Source organism: Pseudomonas massiliensis (assembly GCF_000826105.1).
GTDB classification, from domain to species: Bacteria; Pseudomonadota; Gammaproteobacteria; order Pseudomonadales; family Pseudomonadaceae; genus Aquipseudomonas; species Aquipseudomonas massiliensis.
Map to the genome: position 1 here is coordinate 355,048 of NZ_CCYK01000005.1, position 16,842 is coordinate 371,889.

Below are 16,842 nucleotides of genomic sequence, written 5' to 3' on the forward strand. Positions count from 1 at the left end.
TCCTTGACGCCTGTACGATCCGAGCAAGCACCACCAACGGGCGCCTACAGTCAGTTCCTGACGCGGAAGCGGTCTACCTCGCGGCTTAGCTCGGCCGCCAGGCTTTCAAGGTCACGCGCCGTGATCGCCAGGTTGGATACGACTTCCCGTTGCTCACTGTTGGCGTGGGCGATGCTTTGCAGATTGCTGCTCAGCAGGGTCGCGGTATCGCTCTGCTCCTGGGTCGCGGTGGCGATTGCAGCGAACTGTTGCCCGGCCATGCGGCTTTGCTCGTCGATTCGAGACAGGGCGTCCGCTACCTTGGCATTGCGGGACAAACCTTCTTCCATCAACTGATTGCCCTGCTCCATGGTCTGGATCGCCTGGCCGGTCTGCTGCTGGATGCTGGCGATCATGGTGGAGATTTCATCTGTGGCCTGGCGGGTACGCGAGGCCAGGCTGCGTACTTCATCGGCAACCACGGCGAAGCCCCTGCCCTGCTCGCCAGCCCGAGCGGCCTCGATGGCGGCGTTAAGTGCCAACAGGTTGGTCTGCTCGGCGATGGAAGTGATCACGCCCACGATGCCACCGATTTCCTGTGAGCGTTGACCCAGGGTATCGATCACCTTGGCGGTATCGTTCAGGGCACCGGCGATCTGTTCCAACGACGAGGAAGCCTGGTCCATGGAGCTACGACCGGTACGGGTATGCTCGGCGTTCTGCTGTGCGACACGCTCGGTTTCGCCCATGTTGTCAGCGATATTCAAGGAAGTAGCGCTGAATTCCTCGACCGCACCCGCCATGCTGGTGATTTCGCCGCTCTGTTGTTCCATGCCTTCATAGGCGCCTGCAGACAGGCTGGACAACGCCTTGGCGCGGTCACTCACCTGTTCGGACGCTGCGCGGATGTGCTGCACCATGGTCGACAGGGCATCACCCATATGGTTGAAGCTACGCGCCAGCTGCGCGATTTCATCGTTGCCGGCCACGTTCAGGCGGGCCTCCAGGTTACCCGCCCCCAAGGCTTCGGCCTGGCGGACCAGATCGCCCAGTGGCTTGAGGCGGCGACGCAACAGTAGAATGGCCGCGCCGACGGCGAGCAGGGTTGCGAGCAGGCTACCCAGTGCCAGCTTGGTGCCCACATCCCAAGTCACTGCGCGCAACTCTTGTATCGGCATGCTGGCGATCACCCGCCATGGCCCTTGGGCGAAGGGCACGCCCACGGAGTAATACTCGACCTCGCCATCGCTCCAGAAATGCCCTTTGCCGGACGCGCCGTGTTCGCCGCCCAACGCCTGAGCCGCCGCTTCTGCGTTCTTGACACCCGCCGGGGCGATCAGCCAACGGTTCTGCGCATCGAGCAAGGCCAATGAGCCGCTCTTGCCGATGCGGAAGTGGGTCAGGTTCTCGAACTGCGCCTTCTGGGCGTCGGTGTAGTCGAAGCCCACGAACAGGGCCGCGATCACCTTGCCCGCACGATCGCGCACTGGGGTGTACTGAGTCATGTAGGAACGACCGAACAAGGCGGCCGCGCCTACATAGCTCTGCCCGTTCAACAATTTCTGATAGGCCGGGCTGGCATGATCGAGCTGTGTACCGATAGCGCGGCTGCCGTCCTGCTTGGTCACGGAGGTGCTGATACGTACGAAGTCATCGCCACTGCGCACGAACACTGTCGCCACGCCAGCCGTCATCTTGCGAAAATCATCCACTTCGCGCAGGTCATTGTTGAGCACCTCGTCGCCCAGCCACAGCCCGGGCGTAGGGTTGCCCGCCACCGTGACCGGCTGCTCGGGGTGATGGGTCAGCCCGGCGGCGAAGCGCGACTCGAACAGCCCACTCAACCGTTGGGTGCTGTCGCGCAAGGTGTTATAGAAGGTGTCCAGCTGATCGGAAAGCAGTCTGGCCTCGCTCCCCATGTGTTCCTGGCGCGTTACCAGGTTCGCCTGATCCAGGGAACGCAAGGCGAAGGCAGTACTGCCTCCAATGACGACGATGAGGACGATGGCCAGTGCGATGCCGAGCTGCCTGGCGATGAAAGCACGCGGTTGAGTCATTCTAGCTCCTGTTGGAAGTGCCGGCTGTGCCGGTCTCTAGGCTTCCAAGGGTGTACACGATAAAGGTGTTGGATCCTGCACACCGGACCCTGTCATGAAGTCGGCGGCCGGGGGAATTACTTGAGCGTCAAGCCCGGGTATTTCAGCGGCACTGTCTAGCGTAGCAAGGTGACTGTCGGCAGCGTCATGCCCGCCGCCTCGGCGCGCAGGAAGTCGCTGAGCCGGTGTACCCGTTCGTTGCCCGGACGCGTTCGCGGCCATACCAGGTAGTAGCTTTCGCCGCTGGCCACGGCGGTGGGCCAGGGCAGGCTCAGCCGCCCCGCCGCCACATCCTCGGCCACCATCAGCAAGTCGCCGATAGATACTCCATAGCCCCGGGCGGCGGCGATCATACCCAGTTCCAACGTGTCGAACACCTGTCCGCCACGCAGGGATACCTGGGTTTCCAGGCCCATTCGCCGCAGCCAGTGTCGCCAGTCGCGGCGATCGGGCGTGGGGTGCAGCAACTCGGCCTGAGCCAGACGCTGGGCGGTCCAGGGTCCCTGCCCCGCCAGCTCCGGACCACCGACCGGAATCAGCAGCTCGTCGAACAGCCAGGTGGCCTCCCAGTCTGCCGGAAAGCTGCCGTTGCCCAGCAACACCGCACAATCGAATGGCTCCAGATGGAAATCCACATTGTCCTGGTCCATCCAGGCGCTGGTGAGTTGCACTTCATTGCCGCTTTGCAGATGCCGGAACCGGCTCAGGCGTGCCAGCAACCAGCGCATGGTCAACGTGGACGGCGCTTTCATTCTCAGGATGCCGTCTTCGCTTAGCAGGGTCCCGCATGCGCGCTCCAGGGAGGAAAAGCCTTCCCGCACGCCTGGCAATAGCAAGCGGCCCGCCTCGCTGAGCTGCAGGTTGCGTCCGGCGCGCTGGAACAGGCGGCAGGCAAAGAAATCCTCCAGGGTACGCACGTGCCGGCTCACTGCGCTCTGAGTAATGGAAAGCTCTTCGGCGGCGCGCGTGAAGGAACTGTGCCGGGCAGCGGCTTCGAACGCGCGCAGGGCATAGAGCGGGGGAAAGCGACGGGTCATTGGCAGGCCATTTGGCAGGGGCATCCATGCATGAGTCAGACTCATGCCAGCGATCGCTATTATCCTTTTGTCGAAGCATTGGAGCAAAGCGCAGAATCGTTTCTTTCGATCAATCCATTGTCTTCCCCATGCCATTGACCGCCCGCTCTGAACTCGCTGCCCTGATGCGCCTTGCCGGCCCGCTGATCGCGTCCCAACTGGCGCATATGCTGATGATCCTTACCGACACCGTGATGATGGCCCGCCTTGGCCCCCAGGCGCTGGCCGGGGGCAGCCTCGGTGCCGCCAGCTATTCCTTCGTGTCGATTTTCTGCATTGGCGTCATCGCCGCGGTAGGCACATTGGTGTCCATCCGGCATGGCGCCGCGGACCCAACCGGCGTTACCCGTCTTACCCAAGCGGGCCTTTGGCTGGCCTGGGGCCTGGCACTGGTGGGCGCCGTGCTGTTGTGGAACCTGCCACCGCTACTGCTGGTACTCGGGCAGGCGCCGGAAAACGTGACCGCGGCTAGCACCTTCCTGCGCGTGCTTGCCTTTGCCTTGCCTGGCTCCCTGAGCTTCATGGCCCTGCGCGGCTTCACCAGCGGCGTAGGCAAGGCCACGCCGGTGATGGTCATCAGCGTGGCCGCCACCGTGCTCAACCTGGTGCTCAACCTCGCCCTGCTCGACGGTTGGTTCGGCCTGCCGCCCCTGGGCCTGGCTGGCATCGGGCTGGTCACGGCCACGGTGGCCACGCTGATGGGCCTGAGCATGGCCTTCTATATCCACCGCCATGCCGGCTACCGGGCCTACCCTGTACTGCACGGCTTGGCCCGGCCTTGTGTCGAATCGCTCAAAAGCCTCTGGCGGCTGGGTCTGCCGATTGGCGGTACCTATGCGGTGGAAGTCGGCCTGTTCGCCTTTGCCGCCTTGTGCATGGGCAACATGGGCCAGACAGCGCTCGGCGCCCACCAGATCGCCTTGCAGATCGTATCCGTGGCCTTCATGGTACCCGCCGGGCTGTCCTATGCCGTCACGCTGCGCATCGGCCAGCATTATGGCGCAGGCCAGCCCGGCCGCGTGCACCAGGCCGGCCGCATTGGCATAGGTTTCGGCGCGCTGATCATGCTGAGCTTTTCCATAGTGTTGCTGGTGGCGCCCGAGCGCCTGGTGAACCTGTTCATCGATGCCTCGGACCCTGAGTTCGCGGCCATCTATGCCCTGGCGTTGCGGTTGCTGGCGGTGGCCGCCTGGTTCGAGCTGTTCGACGGTGTGCAAACCATTGCCATGGGCGCCATCCGTGGGCTGAAGGATGCCCGCCTGACATTTCTGGTAGGGCTGTGCTGCTATTGGCTGCTAGGTGCCCCGGCCGCCTGGTTGCTGGGCTTCCACTTTGGCCAGGGGGCAGTGGGCGTCTGGTGGGGCCTGGCGTTGGGCCTGGCCTGCGCCGCGGTCAGCCTGACGGTTGCCTTTGAGTGGAAGATGAAACGCCTGCGGCCGGCCCTGCGCAGCTCAAGCGAAGCAGCGGCCTAGTCAACCGCCAACCTTGCCCTGTCGGGCGCTTGCCTGGCTCAGGTAGGCCAACAGCGCCTCCAGGCCCATGGGCCGGCTGATCAGGAAACCCTGTACCTGATCGCAGCCGTAGCTGCGCAGCTCGTCCAGCTGACGTTGGGTTTCGACCCCCTCCGCCACTACCTGAAGGTCCAGATGCTGGGCGAGCTTGACCATGGCCCGGACCAGCTGCCGACTCTCGGCTCGCTCTTCCATGCCAGCGACGAAGCTGCGGTCGATCTTGAGCAAGGCGATGGGCAGGCTGCTGAGATGGACGAATGAAGAAAAACCGGTGCCGAAGTCATCCAGAGAGAAACGCACCCCCAGCTGACCCAGGGCATCCATGGTGTGACGCACCTGCTCGTTACGGCGCATCACCGCGGTTTCGGTAAGCTCGAACTCCAGCCAGCTGGCATCTATGCCCTGGTCCTTGATCAGGCGACTCAAGGTGCCCAACAACTGACTGTCCTGGAATTGCCGGAAGGACAGGTTTACAGCCATATGCAACTGAGCGATGCCAGCCTGTTGCAACACGCGCATGTCATGCAGCGCCCTGGCCAGCACCCAGTAGCCCAGGGGTACGATCAGCCCGCTTTGTTCTGCCAGGGGTACGAATTCGCTGGGCGCCAGCAAGCCGCGTTCGGCGTGGCGCCAGCGTACCAAGGCCTCGAGACCGACTATGCAGCCGGAACCCAGGTCGAGGCGGGGCTGGTAATGCATCTCCAGTTCGTCCCGGCGCAAGGCGCGGCGCAGTTCGCCTTCCAGGTCTGCGGCGCTGCGCGCATGGCGATTCACTTGTTCATTGAACACATGGAAAGTACAACCCTGCACAGTCTTGGCCTGCTGCATGGCAATGTGCGCATGCCACATCAGTGGATCCGGATCGGTGCGCAAGCGCCCATGGGCGATACCCAGGCTACAGCCGATCAGCAGGCTTTCTCCGTCGACCCAATACGGCTCGCCCAGGCTTTCCACTATCTGCTCGGCGAGGCGGCCGGCCCGTTGGGAATCACGCCGGGTATCGATCAGCAAGGCAAATTCGTCTCCTCCCAGGCGAGCGAGATGATCGCCAGGCGCCAACTGCGCCTTGAGCCGCGCCACTACCTGCAGGATGATCCGGTCGCCGGCCTGATAGCCCAGGCTATCGTTGGCGTGGCGGAAATTGTCCAGGTCCAGGTGTCCGAGCGCCAGGCCGCGACCGTCTCCCCCGGCCAAGCGCGTGGCCAGCATGGTAAGGAAGCCTTGTCGGTTGGCGATGCCTGTCAGCGCGTCTTCATCGGCCAAGCGCTGCAACGTACCTTGTAACAGGCTGCGCTCCTGTACATGACGAAGGCAGCGGCGCAGCACCCCAGCGGACAATTCGGAAGCGACCAGCCAGTCACTGGCGCCTACTGGTGCCTCGGGCGGCTCATGCTCCAGCAGCAGCACCTGTGGCCAGGCGCAATGCCCCGCCGGGGGCTGAGAATCCGGCGTGGCCAGTACTACCAGGGCTTCGCCACCCGGCTCCGAAGCCAAGGCATCCCAGGGCGCGCCCCAGGCTTTGGCCGTGTCGAACACGCAGGGGGTGCCCAGATCGCTCAGGCAGTTGCGCAACGCAGGCTCCCAGCCGTCCTGTTGCGTGATCAACAGCAGCCGCATGGGTTCAGTGAGCGTGGACAAGCGAGCTCCTTAAAGGCGTAACGGAACGTCAAGCCATACGCGCGCGCACGCCTTGAGCGCCAATGATAACGATTTGCATCGATAGAGACGACCGGCTCAAGGTCACGCTTTTACAACGCTGAGGTACGTATAACAAAAGTAACAAATTTATTAAAAAAACATAGGGGGTAGAGGGACGGTCGCGGCAGAAGACGCCTGGCCTGTTAAAATGCGCGACCTTTTTTTCAGCATCCCCTGGAACCCATGTCTCGGCTCAACCCAAGGCAACAAGAAGCCGTGAACTACGTCGGTGGCCCTCTGCTGGTGCTGGCCGGCGCAGGCTCTGGCAAAACCAGCGTCATCACTCGCAAGATCGCCCACCTTGTACAACAGTGCGGGATACGGGCCCAATACATCGTGGCCGTTACCTTTACCAACAAGGCGGCGCGAGAAATGAAGGAGCGCGTCGCTGGGCTGTTGCGCGGCGCCGAAGGCCGTGGGCTCACGGTCTCCACCTTCCACAATCTCGGCCTGAACATCATTCGCAAGGAATACGCCCGCCTGGGCTACAAGCCGGGCTTTTCCATTTTCGATGAAGGCGACATCAAGGCGCTGCTGACCGACATCATGCAGAAGGAATACGCTGGCGATGATGGCGTGGATGAAATCAAGCAGCTGATCGGCAGTTGGAAAAACGACCTGATTCTTCCACCGCAAGCCCTGGCCGAGGCCCGCAACCCCCGGGAGCAGACCGCCGCGGTGGTGTATGCGGCCTACCAGCGTACCCTCAAGGCCTACAACGCGCTGGATTTCGATGACCTCATCCTGCTCCCGGTCAAGCTGTTCCAGGACCATCCCGACATTCTGGAAAAATGGCAGAACCGGGTCCGCTACCTGCTGGTGGACGAGTATCAGGACACCAATGCCAGCCAGTACCTGCTGGTCAAGCAACTGATCGGCACCCGGCATCAATTCACCGTGGTCGGTGACGATGATCAATCCATCTATGCCTGGCGCGGCGCGCGCCCGGAGAACCTGATGCTGCTCAAGGAAGACTATCCTTCCTTGAAAGTGGTGATGCTGGAGCAGAACTACCGCTCTACCAGTCGCATCCTGCGCTGTGCCAACACGCTGATCGCGAACAATCCCCATGCGTTCGAGAAGCAGCTGTGGAGCGAAATGGGTCACGGCGACGAGATTCGCGTGATTCGCTGCAAGAACGAAGATGCCGAGGCCGAGCGGGTAGCGATGGAAATCCTCACCCTCCACCTGCGCACCGACAGGCCCTACCGAGACTTTGCCATTCTTTATCGGGGGAATTACCAGGCCAAGCTGATCGAGCTCAAGCTGCAGCATCACCAGGTGCCCTATCGCCTTTCCGGTGGTACCAGCTTCTTCGCGCGTCAGGAAGTGAAGGACCTGATGTCCTACTTCCGGCTGCTGGTCAATCCGGACGACGATAATGCCTACCTGCGGGTCATCAATGTCCCGCGGCGGGAAATCGGCTCTACAACTCTCGAAAAACTTGGCAACTACGCGACCCAGCGCGGCATTTCCATGTATGCGGCCAGCGAGGAGCTGGGCCTGGCCGAGCACTTGGACAGCCGCTTCGTCGACCGGCTGCAGCGTTTCAAGCGCTGGATGGATGGCGTGCGCCAGCAAGTGGCCCAGGACGACCCCATAGGCGCCTTACGGGCCATGGTGGCCGACATCGACTACGACAACTGGATTCGTCAGAACAGCTCCAGCGACAAGGCGGCGGACTACCGCATCGGCAACGTGAACTTCTTGATCGAGGCGCTCAGGAATACCCTGGAGAAGGATGAAGACGGCGACATGACCATCGAGGACGCCATCGGCAAGCTGGTGTTGCGGGACATGCTCGAGCGCCAGCAGGAGGAAGAGGAAGGCGCCGATGGCGTGCAGATGATGACCCTGCACGCTTCCAAGGGCCTGGAGTTTCCCTACGTGTTCATCATGGGCATGGAGGAGGAAATCCTCCCGCACCGCTCCAGCATCGAGGCCGATACCATCGAGGAAGAACGGCGTCTGGCCTACGTGGGCATCACCCGGGCACGGCAGACCCTGGCGTTCACCTTCGCGGCCAAGCGCAAGCAGTACGGGGAAATCATCGACTGCGCGCCGAGCCGTTTCCTGGACGAGCTGCCCGCCGACGACCTGGCCTGGGAAGGCTTGCAAGATACACCCGTGGAGGTCAAGGCCGCCCGGGGCAACCATGCACTGGCCGACATACGCGCCATGCTCAAGCGGTGAATGAAGGAGCTCCTATTGGACGCGTTGCATAACAAGATTCGAAGCGAAGGCATTGTGCTGTCGGATCAGGTGTTGAAGGTGGATGCCTTCCTCAACCACCAGATCGACCCTGCCCTCATGAAGGCCATCGGCGAGGAATTCGCCCGCCGCTTCGCGGACGCGGGCATCACCAAGATCGTGACCATCGAAGCGTCAGGCATCGCCCCTGCGGTGATGACCGGCCTTTACCTGGGCGTGCCGGTCATTTTCGCGCGCAAGCATGCGTCGCTGACCCTGACCGAAAACCTGCTCACCGCTTCGGTTTACTCCTTCACCAAGCAGACGGAAAACACCGTGGCGGTCTCCCCACGCCACCTGAGCAAGGGCGACCGGGTCTTGATCATCGATGACTTCCTGGCCAACGGGCGGGCGGCCCAGGCCCTGATTTCAATCATCCAGCAGGCCGAGGCCGAAGTGGCCGGCCTGGGGATCGTCATTGAAAAGTCCTTCCAGACCGGCCGTGCTCAACTGGACGAGCAAGGCTACCGCGTAGAGTCTCTGGCGCGAGTGGCGTCCCTGGAAGGCGGCACGGTCAGTTTCCTGCCGAGCTGACGCCTTCTTCGGCAGGCGCGCTCGCTGGGCGCGTGGCGTGTAGCCCGGTGAGCAATAGCCGCTGCTCCAGCTGTTCGCGCAGCCCGCTGGGGTTGTCCAGGTTCATGCGCGCCAAATGTTCGGTGTAGGCGCCTGGCGAGGGCGCGTCCAGGGCCGCGCGGCCCAGGTCCAGCAGCTCGCTGAGGTGGAATTTGCTCTTGAGCCAGTTCAGTGCTCGCAACAGGTCTTTTTCAGCGACAGTGAAGTCACTTCCAAGAGGATATTCCGGGAACAGCTGAGGGTGGCGAGCGCGGATGGCCTCCAGCCGCTGCGGAGAGTTGTCGGTGAAGCGGGGCGCAATCCGGAAGTCCCTGGGCAACTTGCCGGCCAGTTGGGCGGCATCCAGCAGGCTGGGCTGGAAGCGAGAGTCGGCAATGTTGAGCAAGGCCTCGATCACTTGAGCGTCATTCTTGCCGCGCAGGTCGGCGATACCGTACTCGGTCACCACAATGTCTCTTAGATGTCGAGGAATGGTGCAGGCGGTCTGGTCCCACAGAATGTTGGAGCTGACCACGCCGGCGCTTTCTCGCCAGCTGCGCAGCAGCAGGATGGAACGGGCCCCTTCCAGTTCGTGACCCTGCACCACGAAATCGAACTGCCCGCCCACGCCGCTGAGTACCTGACCGTCGGCCAGCTGGTCGGATGTCGCCGCGCCCAACAGCGAGACGTTCAGTACCGTATTGATGAATCGGGCATGACGGCGCTGGGTTCGCTTGAGCGCCTCGTCCCCATACAGCCGGTTTACATAACTGATGGCAGTCATGGCGAAGCGGGCTCTGCTCGCCAAGGGCAGTTCGCGCAGGCGCGCATAGAAGGCCGCGGGGCCGAGGAAGAAGCCTCCATGGAGGACCGCACCCTCGGCGTCCAGCTCACCTCCAGGCCCAGAGGGTCCGCCGCTGACCCGACGGCGCAATATGCCAGCGTCGGTGAGCACCAGCAGACCATTGACGAACATTTCACTACAGCCATAGAGGCCTTCGGCAAAAGGCGCCAGCCCGCCTTCGGTTTCGATCAGGTCGTCCCACTCTTGCAACTGGGCTTCCTGCAGCAGTGCCCGATAACCCGAGTTGTCTGCCTGCCGCGCCAGCAACGCCGCGCTGATGGCGTCGCCCAAGGCCCCTATGCCGATCTGAAGAGTGCCGCCATCTCGTACCAGGCTACTGGCATGCAAGCCAATGAAGTGTTCGCGCACGCCAACCGGCTGGTTGGGGGTTGAAAACAAAGGGCTTTGTTCCGGAGTATCGATCAGCAGGTCGAAGCTCGCCCGCGGCAGCTCGGCCGCGCCCGGCATATAGGGAAGTTCAGCATGTACCTGGCCGAGCACCAGAATGGTTTCACCTGCGCCACGGCGCTGCTGCAACAGCGGTAGCAGGTCAAGGGTGATGTCCGGGTTGCAGCTCAGGCTGAGCAGGCCGGGCCGCTCTGGATGTTCGGCTACCAGCTGGGCAATCAGGTTCAGACCTGCCGCGTCGATGTCCCGAGCTGCATGGCTGTAGTTGCTGCTGACATAGTTTTGCTGCGCCTGGGTACCCGCACCACTGCCAGGTTGCATGAAAAACTGCTGTACCCGTATGTTCGATGGCAAGGCGTCGGTGGTCAGATCCGTTACGAAGTCCAGGTCCGGGTAGTCCTGGTACAGCTGAGCCACGAAGGGTTCGAGGAAGCGCCGTTGCAACCCGTCGCCCAGGGAGGGCCGGTTCAGGCAAAGGGCGGTGTAGATCGTCAGTTGCCGCTCGGGCAGCCCTTTGAGCCTGGCATAAAGCGCATTGACGAAACGATTGGGCTTGCCCAATCCCAGGGGCAGCCCCAACCGGATATGTGTCGGCAAACGCTCGAGCACCACCTCTACTGCCCGCTCCAGGCTCAGCACATCGGTCATCGCCACCTCCATTTCGGATGCTGTGGTGACTATGACCGCATGGCCGTCCAATGGTTGGCGCTGTGGGCCTGCAAAAGGCCATGCCCTGGAAAGCTAAAGGCCTCAGAAGTTGGCTGGCGTGGCCGCGCTGATCAATCGCGCGGGCACGTCATAGGGATTGCGGAAACGGTGCGGGCGCGTGCTTTCAAAGTAATAACTGTCGCCGGCCTCCAGTACGAAGGTTTCCAGGCCGACCACCAGCTCGAGGCGACCTTCGATCAGGATGCCGGTTTCCTCGCCGTCGTGGGTGAGCATTTCTTCCCCCGTGTCGGCACCGGGGGGGTAGATTTCGCTAAGAAACGCGATGGCACGGCTGGCGTGACCACGCCCAACCAGCTTCATCGTGACCTCTCCATCGGAGATATCGATCAGCTCGCTGGCCTTGTAGACCACTTGCGCGGAGCTTTCAGGCGCCAGCTCCTCGGAAAAGAATTCCATCATGGACATGGGGATACCGCTGAGCACCTTGCGCAAGGAGCTGATAGACGGGCTTACACTGTTTTTCTCGATCATCGAGATGGTGCTGTTGGTCACCCCCGCGCGTTTGGCCAGCTCGCGCTGAGACAGGCCTTTGAGCTTGCGGATGGCTTGCAAGCGTTCACCGACGTCCAATGGTGTTTCCCTCCCCGGGGTAGCGGCTGTAAAACTGAACGGTATCATGGCAACAGCGTTCAGTATTTACAACACCCGTACCCGGCGAAGGGTTATGCAGCGGGGGCCTGTGGTCAGTCTTGGTAGACCCTGGGTACCCGCTTGAGATTACAGAACAGCTCATAGGGGATGGTTTCAGCGGCCGCCGCCACCTCGGTTGCCAATACATGGCGCCCCCACAATTCCACCTCGCTGCCCAGGCTCGCTTCAGGTACGTCGGTCAGATCGATGCACAGCATGTCCATGGATACGCGACCCAGCAAGCGACTGCGCCTGCCGGCCACCCTTACCGGCGTACCGGTGGGTGCATGACGAGGGTAGCCATCGGCGTACCCCATGGCGACCACACCGATGCGCATGGAGCGGTCGGTGACGAAGGTCTGGCCATAGCCTACGGGCTCGCCGGCCGGCAATTCGCGTACGCTGATAATTCTGGACGACAGGGTCATCACCGGTTGCAGCCGGTCAGCTTGCGGTTGCGGATGCTCGAAGGGGCTGGCCCCGTAAAGCATGATGCCTGGGCGTACCCAATCGCCTGGCACCTTCGGCCAGCCCAGCAATGCTGGAGAGTTTCGCAGGCTTACCTCGGCTGCCAGTCCTTCGCTGGCGCTGAGGAACTGAGTGACCTGCTCTTGGCTGCGCGGGTTGTCCAGCTCATCGGCACTGGAAAAATGGCTCATGAGCACCACCTTGGCGACCTTGCCACTGGCCAGGAGGCGCTGGTAGGCCTGGGCGTAGTCCGCCGGGTGCAGGCCAACGCGGTGCATGCCTGAATCAAGCTTCAACCATACGGTCAGGGGCGCGTCGAGCGAAGCCTGCTCGATGGCTTCGACCTGCCACAGGGCATGCGCCACGCACCAGAGCCTATGCTCGACGATCAGCGCCAGCTCGGCCGCCTCGAAAAAGCCTTCGAGCAGCAGGATCGGTGCCTGGATACCCGCCGCGCGCAGCTCCAGAGCCTCCTCTATACACGCTACAGCGAACCCATCGGCTTCTTCGGCCAGTGCCGTGGCGCAGCGAACCGCGCCATGGCCATAGGCGTCGGCCTTGATTACCGCCAGGGCCCGCGCGCCACTAAGTTCACGGGCGAGGCGATAGTTGTCACGGAAGGCTTGCAGATCGACGAGGGCACGAGCGGGGCGCATGTGGGACTCTGATAATCCGGGTAGAAAAAACCCGGCGGCCCTGGGGCACGCCGGGCGAGGAATGGTATGGCTTGGATCAGCTCAACGCGGCGGTCACCGACAGCTCGACCAGGATCTCAGGCTCGCAGAGCTTGGCCTCAACCGTGGCCCGCGCGGGCGCGACGCCCTGGGGCAGCCATTGGTCCCAGACAGCGTTCATGCCTTCGAAATGAGCATCGATGTCTTTCAGATAGATAGTCACGGACAACAAGCGGGTTTTATCGGTACCGGCCTGTTCGAGCAGGTGCTCGATATTGGCCAGGGTTTCCCGGGTCTGTTGTTCGATGCCGGCTGACAGGTCGTCCCCGACCTGCCCAGCCAGATACACCACCCCGTTATGGGTGACGATCTGGCTCATGCGTTCATTGGTGAGCTGGCGCTGGATGGCCATGGCTGGAATTCTCCTGAAAATTACCGTAACGGGAAATGTCGAGGCCTTGGGCGCTGATCTGCGGCTTCTTGCGCGCCATAAGGTCCGCGAGCAAGCGACCGGAGCCACACGCCATGGTCCAGCCAAGGGTACCGTGGCCGGTATTGAGGAACAGGTTGCGCATGGCGGTGGCACCTACGATAGGCGTGCCATCAGGCGTGGTCGGGCGCAAGCCGGTCCAGAAACTGGCCTTGCCCAGGTCGCCGCCGCGAGGATAAAGATCATTGACGATCATCTCCAGGGTTTCGCGCCGCCGTGGGTTCAGTGAAAGGTCGAAACCGGCGATCTCGGCCATGCCGCCTACACGAATGCGGTCATCGAAGCGGGTGATAGCCACCTTGTAGGTTTCGTCCAGGATGGTGGACACCGGGGCCATGGCCGCGTCGGTGATCGGCACCGTCAACGAATACCCTTTGAGCGGGTAAACCGGCGCCTTGATGCCCAAAGGCTTGAGCAAGGCAGGGGTGTAGCTGCCCAAGGCGAGCACGTAGCGGTCGGCAGTTTCCAGCTTGCCGTCGATGTACACGCCATTGATGCGGTCACCGGCGAAATCCAGGCGCTCGATCCGCTGCCCGAAGCGGAATTCCACACCAAGGGCGCGCGCCATGTCCGCCAGGCGCGTAGTGAACATCTGGCAATCGCCGGTCTGGTCGTTCGGCAGGCGCAAGGCACCGACCAGCAGGTCGCCCGTGGCCGCCAGGGCGGGCTCGACCCGTGCGATACCGGCGCGGTCCAGCACTTCGTAGGGTACGCCAGACTGCTTCAGTACCGCGATGTCCTTGGCAGCGTTGTCCAATTGCTCCTGGGTACGGAACAGCTGGGTGGTGCCCAGGGTACGCCCTTCGTAGCTGATGCCGGTCTCGGCTCGCAGCTCGTCAAGGCAATCCCGGCTGTACTCGGACAGCCGCACCATGCGCTCCTTGTTCACGGCATAACGGCTGGCCGTGCAGTTGCGCAGCATTTGCGCCATCCACAGGTACTGGTCCAGGCTGCCGGTGGCCTTGATGGCGAGCGGCGCATGCCGCTGGGCCAGCCACTTGAGCGCCTTGAGCGGCACGCCAGGCGCGGCCCAGGGCGAGGCATAGCCTGGCGATACCTGGCCGGCGTTGGCGAAACTGGTTTCCATGGCCACGGCCGGCTGGCGGTCGACCACCACCACTTCGAAGCCCTGCCGGGCCAGGTAATAAGCGCTGGTGGTACCGATTACCCCGCCGCCAAGCACCAGAACTCGCATGTCCAACCCCTTGACGCGGTACGCCCGCGGTTCAACCGTATACATTGAAGTTGGCGGCAGTATAGGGACTGCAAACCAGTGCTTTTCACTGTATGTAGCGCTATATTCAGCGACAAATCTCGGCCAAATCGGCTTTTAAGGAGGGGCATCGCCTATGCGTACCCAACATCAAAGCAAGCGCGAGCTTGACAGGATTGACCGCAACATCCTGCGACTGTTGCAAGCCGACGGGCGTTTGTCCTTCACCGAGCTTGGGGAGAAAGTGGGGCTTTCGACCACGCCCTGTACCGAGCGGGTGCGCCGGCTCGAGCGCGAGGGGATCATCATGGGCTATTACGCCCGCCTCAACCCTCAGCACTTGAAGGGTAGCCTGCTGGTGTTCGTAGAGATCAGCCTGGACTACAAGTCAGGCGATACCTTCGAGGAGTTCCGCCGCGCGGTGTTGAAACTGCCCCATGTGCTGGAGTGCCATCTCGTCTCGGGTGACTTCGACTACCTGGTCAAGGCGCGGATTTCCGAGATGGCTTCCTACCGCAAACTGCTCGGCGACATCCTGCTCAAGCTACCCCATGTGCGGGAATCGAAAAGCTACATCGTGATGGAAGAGGTAAAAGAAAGCCTCACGCTCCCGGTGCCGGACTGAACAACGCCTTCACAATGTTAAATTTACCTAACACCCAGATCGGTTCGCCATGCCAAATTCAGTAGCACTTCCTTCGGACCTCCATCCGGCGTCCTACTATGCTGCCACTCGCTTGCCTCATCCGTATTATCGGGCATTGCAGGGGCATCTGGAGGTGGACGTTTGCATCGTGGGCGCCGGATTCAGTGGGCTCAACACGGCGATCGAACTGGCTGAGCGCGGCTTGAGCGTGGCTGTGCTCGAAGCCCGAACCATCGGTTGGGGCGCGTCCGGGCGCAACGGCGGGCAGCTGATTCGAGGCGTCGGCCATGAAGTCGAGCAGTTCGAGCCCTTGCTCGGGCATGAGGGAGTGCGTCAGCTTAAACAGATGGGCCTTGAAGCGGTGGATATCGTACGCCAGCGCATCGAGACACACCGACTGGACTGCGACCTTACCTGGGGCTATTGCGACCTGGCGAATACGCCACGTCAGTTCGAAGCCTTCGCCGATGAGATCACCGAGCTGCGCGGGCTGGGCTACCGCCATGCGCTGGAGCTGGTCACCCCTGCACAACTTCCCCAAGTCGTCGGTTCGAACCGCTACGCAGGCGGGCTGGTGGACATGGGGTCGGGGCACCTCCATCCTTTGAACCTGGCCCAGGGCGAGGCTGCGCTTGCCAGCCGACTCGGCGTCGAGCTGTTCGAGCGTTCGCCAGTCACCGGCATCGACCATGGGCCCAAGGTCAAGGTGAGGACCGCTCAAGGCAGCGTTGAAGCGGGCACCCTGGTGCTGGCCTGCAACGCCTACCTCAATGACCTCAATCCTGAATTGGGCGGAAAGATACTGCCCGCGGGCAGCTATATCATCGCTACCGAGCCCCTTGGCGAATCCGTGGCCCGGCAAGTTTCTCCGCGCAACCTGGCCATGTGCGACCAACGCGTGACCGTCGACTATTTCCGGCTGACGGCGGACCGGCGCCTGCTGTTCGGGGGCGCTTGCCACTATTCCGGGCGGGACCCGAAGGACATCGCCCGCTACATGCGGCCCAAGATGCTCAAGGTATTCCCGCAGCTGGAGCGGGCGCGCATCGACTACCAATGGGCCGGGATGATCGGCATCGGCGCCAATCGCCTTCCACAGATCGGCCGCCTGGCCGAACATCCCAATGTGTTCTATGCCCAGGCCTACGCAGGCCACGGCTTGAATGCGACTCACCTGGCCGGTAGGCTGCTGGGTCAGGCCATTACCGGCCAGGTAGGCGGCGGCTTCGAACTCTTTGCCCGTGTGCCTCATATCACCTTCCCTGGCGGCAAGCATCTGCGTTCCCCATTGCTGGCGCTGGGAATGCTGTGGCATCGCTTGAAGGAACTGATTTGACGTCATTCCCGCCAGAACGGCTTCGTGCCTTCTTCCCACTGCTGGCCACGACTCAAGCCTACGTCCGCCAACTCGGCATCGGTCAACTCCAGAAGTAGCCGCCGTGTTTCCCAGCGGTGGCGCCAAAGCGGCCAGCCGCGCAAAGCCAGGGAGGCGGGCCGAACCTTGTCGGCAGTGGGTGCCAACCGGTCATCCTTGAGCCATATACGCACATCGGTGAAGCCGTTCACGGGGCACCTCCT

Annotated in this window: 14 protein-coding genes and 1 pseudogene; 5 read left to right on the forward strand and 10 right to left on the reverse strand. The window is 62.4% G+C overall.

The genetic code is table 11. The features are described from left to right. Positions 1 to 50 precede the first annotated feature (50 nt). The 3 genes and pseudogenes from BN1188_RS22230 to BN1188_RS05075 all read right to left on the reverse strand — a co-directional run bounded on the left by BN1188_RS22230 (position 51) and on the right by BN1188_RS05075 (position 3,112). A complete protein-coding gene (locus BN1188_RS22230) occupies positions 51 to 920 on the reverse strand; it encodes a methyl-accepting chemotaxis protein (RefSeq protein WP_408633579.1) in 870 nt (289 codons plus the stop codon). Continuing rightward, positions 915 to 2,036 (reverse strand): annotated as a pseudogene (locus BN1188_RS22235) (Cache 3/Cache 2 fusion domain-containing protein); the annotation flags it as partial. The gene BN1188_RS22230 and the pseudogene BN1188_RS22235, both read right to left, overlap by 6 nt. A gap of 155 nt (positions 2,037 to 2,191) precedes the next feature. Continuing rightward, entirely contained in the window at positions 2,192 to 3,112 is a 921-nt protein-coding gene (locus tag BN1188_RS05075) for a LysR substrate-binding domain-containing protein (protein ID WP_040260555.1), read from the reverse strand. 128 nt (positions 3,113 to 3,240) lie between these two features. Between BN1188_RS05075 and BN1188_RS05080 the strand changes: the two genes are divergently transcribed. Next, positions 3,241 to 4,623: a NorM family multidrug efflux MATE transporter gene (locus BN1188_RS05080; RefSeq protein ID WP_040260296.1), complete on the forward strand. Its 1,383-nt coding sequence runs from the start codon at positions 3,241 to 3,243 to the stop codon at positions 4,621 to 4,623. Here BN1188_RS05080 and BN1188_RS05085 read toward each other — a convergent pair whose 3' ends face one another. Continuing rightward, the gene (locus BN1188_RS05085) at positions 4,624 to 6,300 is read right to left on the reverse strand and encodes a putative bifunctional diguanylate cyclase/phosphodiesterase (protein WP_040260297.1); all 1,677 of its coding nucleotides are present in this window, start codon (positions 6,298 to 6,300) and stop codon (positions 4,624 to 4,626) included. 243 nt (positions 6,301 to 6,543) lie between these two features. Between BN1188_RS05085 and rep the strand changes: the two genes are divergently transcribed. Continuing rightward, on the forward strand, positions 6,544 to 8,553 hold the full coding sequence (gene rep, locus BN1188_RS05090; RefSeq protein WP_040260298.1) for a DNA helicase Rep: 2,010 nt from the start codon (positions 6,544 to 6,546) through the stop codon (positions 8,551 to 8,553). 15 nt (positions 8,554 to 8,568) lie between these two features. Beyond that, positions 8,569 to 9,144, forward strand: a complete 576-nt coding sequence (locus BN1188_RS05095; protein WP_040260299.1) for a xanthine phosphoribosyltransferase — start codon at positions 8,569 to 8,571, stop codon at positions 9,142 to 9,144. On the opposite strand, the gene BN1188_RS05100 is transcribed toward BN1188_RS05095, so the two are convergent. The 5 genes from BN1188_RS05100 to dadA form a co-directional block, all read right to left on the reverse strand. After that, positions 9,125 to 11,062 (reverse strand): acetyl-CoA hydrolase/transferase C-terminal domain-containing protein, encoded by a 1,938-nt coding sequence (locus BN1188_RS05100; RefSeq protein ID WP_052469159.1) that lies wholly within the window; start codon positions 11,060 to 11,062, stop codon positions 9,125 to 9,127. The genes BN1188_RS05095 and BN1188_RS05100 overlap by 20 nt on opposite strands. Before the next feature lie 102 nt (positions 11,063 to 11,164). Beyond that, positions 11,165 to 11,713 (reverse strand): cupin domain-containing protein, encoded by a 549-nt coding sequence (locus BN1188_RS05105; RefSeq protein ID WP_040260300.1) that lies wholly within the window; start codon positions 11,711 to 11,713, stop codon positions 11,165 to 11,167. 113 nt (positions 11,714 to 11,826) lie between these two features. Further along, a complete protein-coding gene (gene alr, locus BN1188_RS05110) occupies positions 11,827 to 12,897 on the reverse strand; it encodes an alanine racemase (protein ID WP_040260301.1) in 1,071 nt (356 codons plus the stop codon). 76 nt (positions 12,898 to 12,973) lie between these two features. Then, positions 12,974 to 13,327: a RidA family protein gene (locus tag BN1188_RS05115; protein ID WP_040260302.1), complete on the reverse strand. Its 354-nt coding sequence runs from the start codon at positions 13,325 to 13,327 to the stop codon at positions 12,974 to 12,976. Beyond that, positions 13,299 to 14,600, reverse strand: a complete 1,302-nt coding sequence (gene dadA, locus BN1188_RS05120; RefSeq protein ID WP_040260303.1) for a D-amino acid dehydrogenase — start codon at positions 14,598 to 14,600, stop codon at positions 13,299 to 13,301. Before dadA ends, BN1188_RS05115 begins: the two co-directional genes overlap by 29 nt. A gap of 154 nt (positions 14,601 to 14,754) precedes the next feature. Here dadA and BN1188_RS05125 point away from each other — a divergent pair, with 154 nt between their 5' ends. Beyond that, positions 14,755 to 15,243, forward strand: a complete 489-nt coding sequence (locus BN1188_RS05125) for an Lrp/AsnC ligand binding domain-containing protein (protein WP_040260304.1) — start codon at positions 14,755 to 14,757, stop codon at positions 15,241 to 15,243. Between the two features lie 49 nt (positions 15,244 to 15,292). Further along, the gene (locus tag BN1188_RS05130) at positions 15,293 to 16,600 is read left to right on the forward strand and encodes an NAD(P)/FAD-dependent oxidoreductase (protein WP_040260306.1); all 1,308 of its coding nucleotides are present in this window, start codon (positions 15,293 to 15,295) and stop codon (positions 16,598 to 16,600) included. 2 nt (positions 16,601 to 16,602) lie between these two features. Here BN1188_RS05130 and BN1188_RS21900 read toward each other — a convergent pair whose 3' ends face one another. Beyond that, positions 16,603 to 16,830: a DUF1127 domain-containing protein gene (locus BN1188_RS21900; protein WP_040260307.1), complete on the reverse strand. Its 228-nt coding sequence runs from the start codon at positions 16,828 to 16,830 to the stop codon at positions 16,603 to 16,605. Between the last annotated feature and the right edge of the window lie 12 nt (positions 16,831 to 16,842).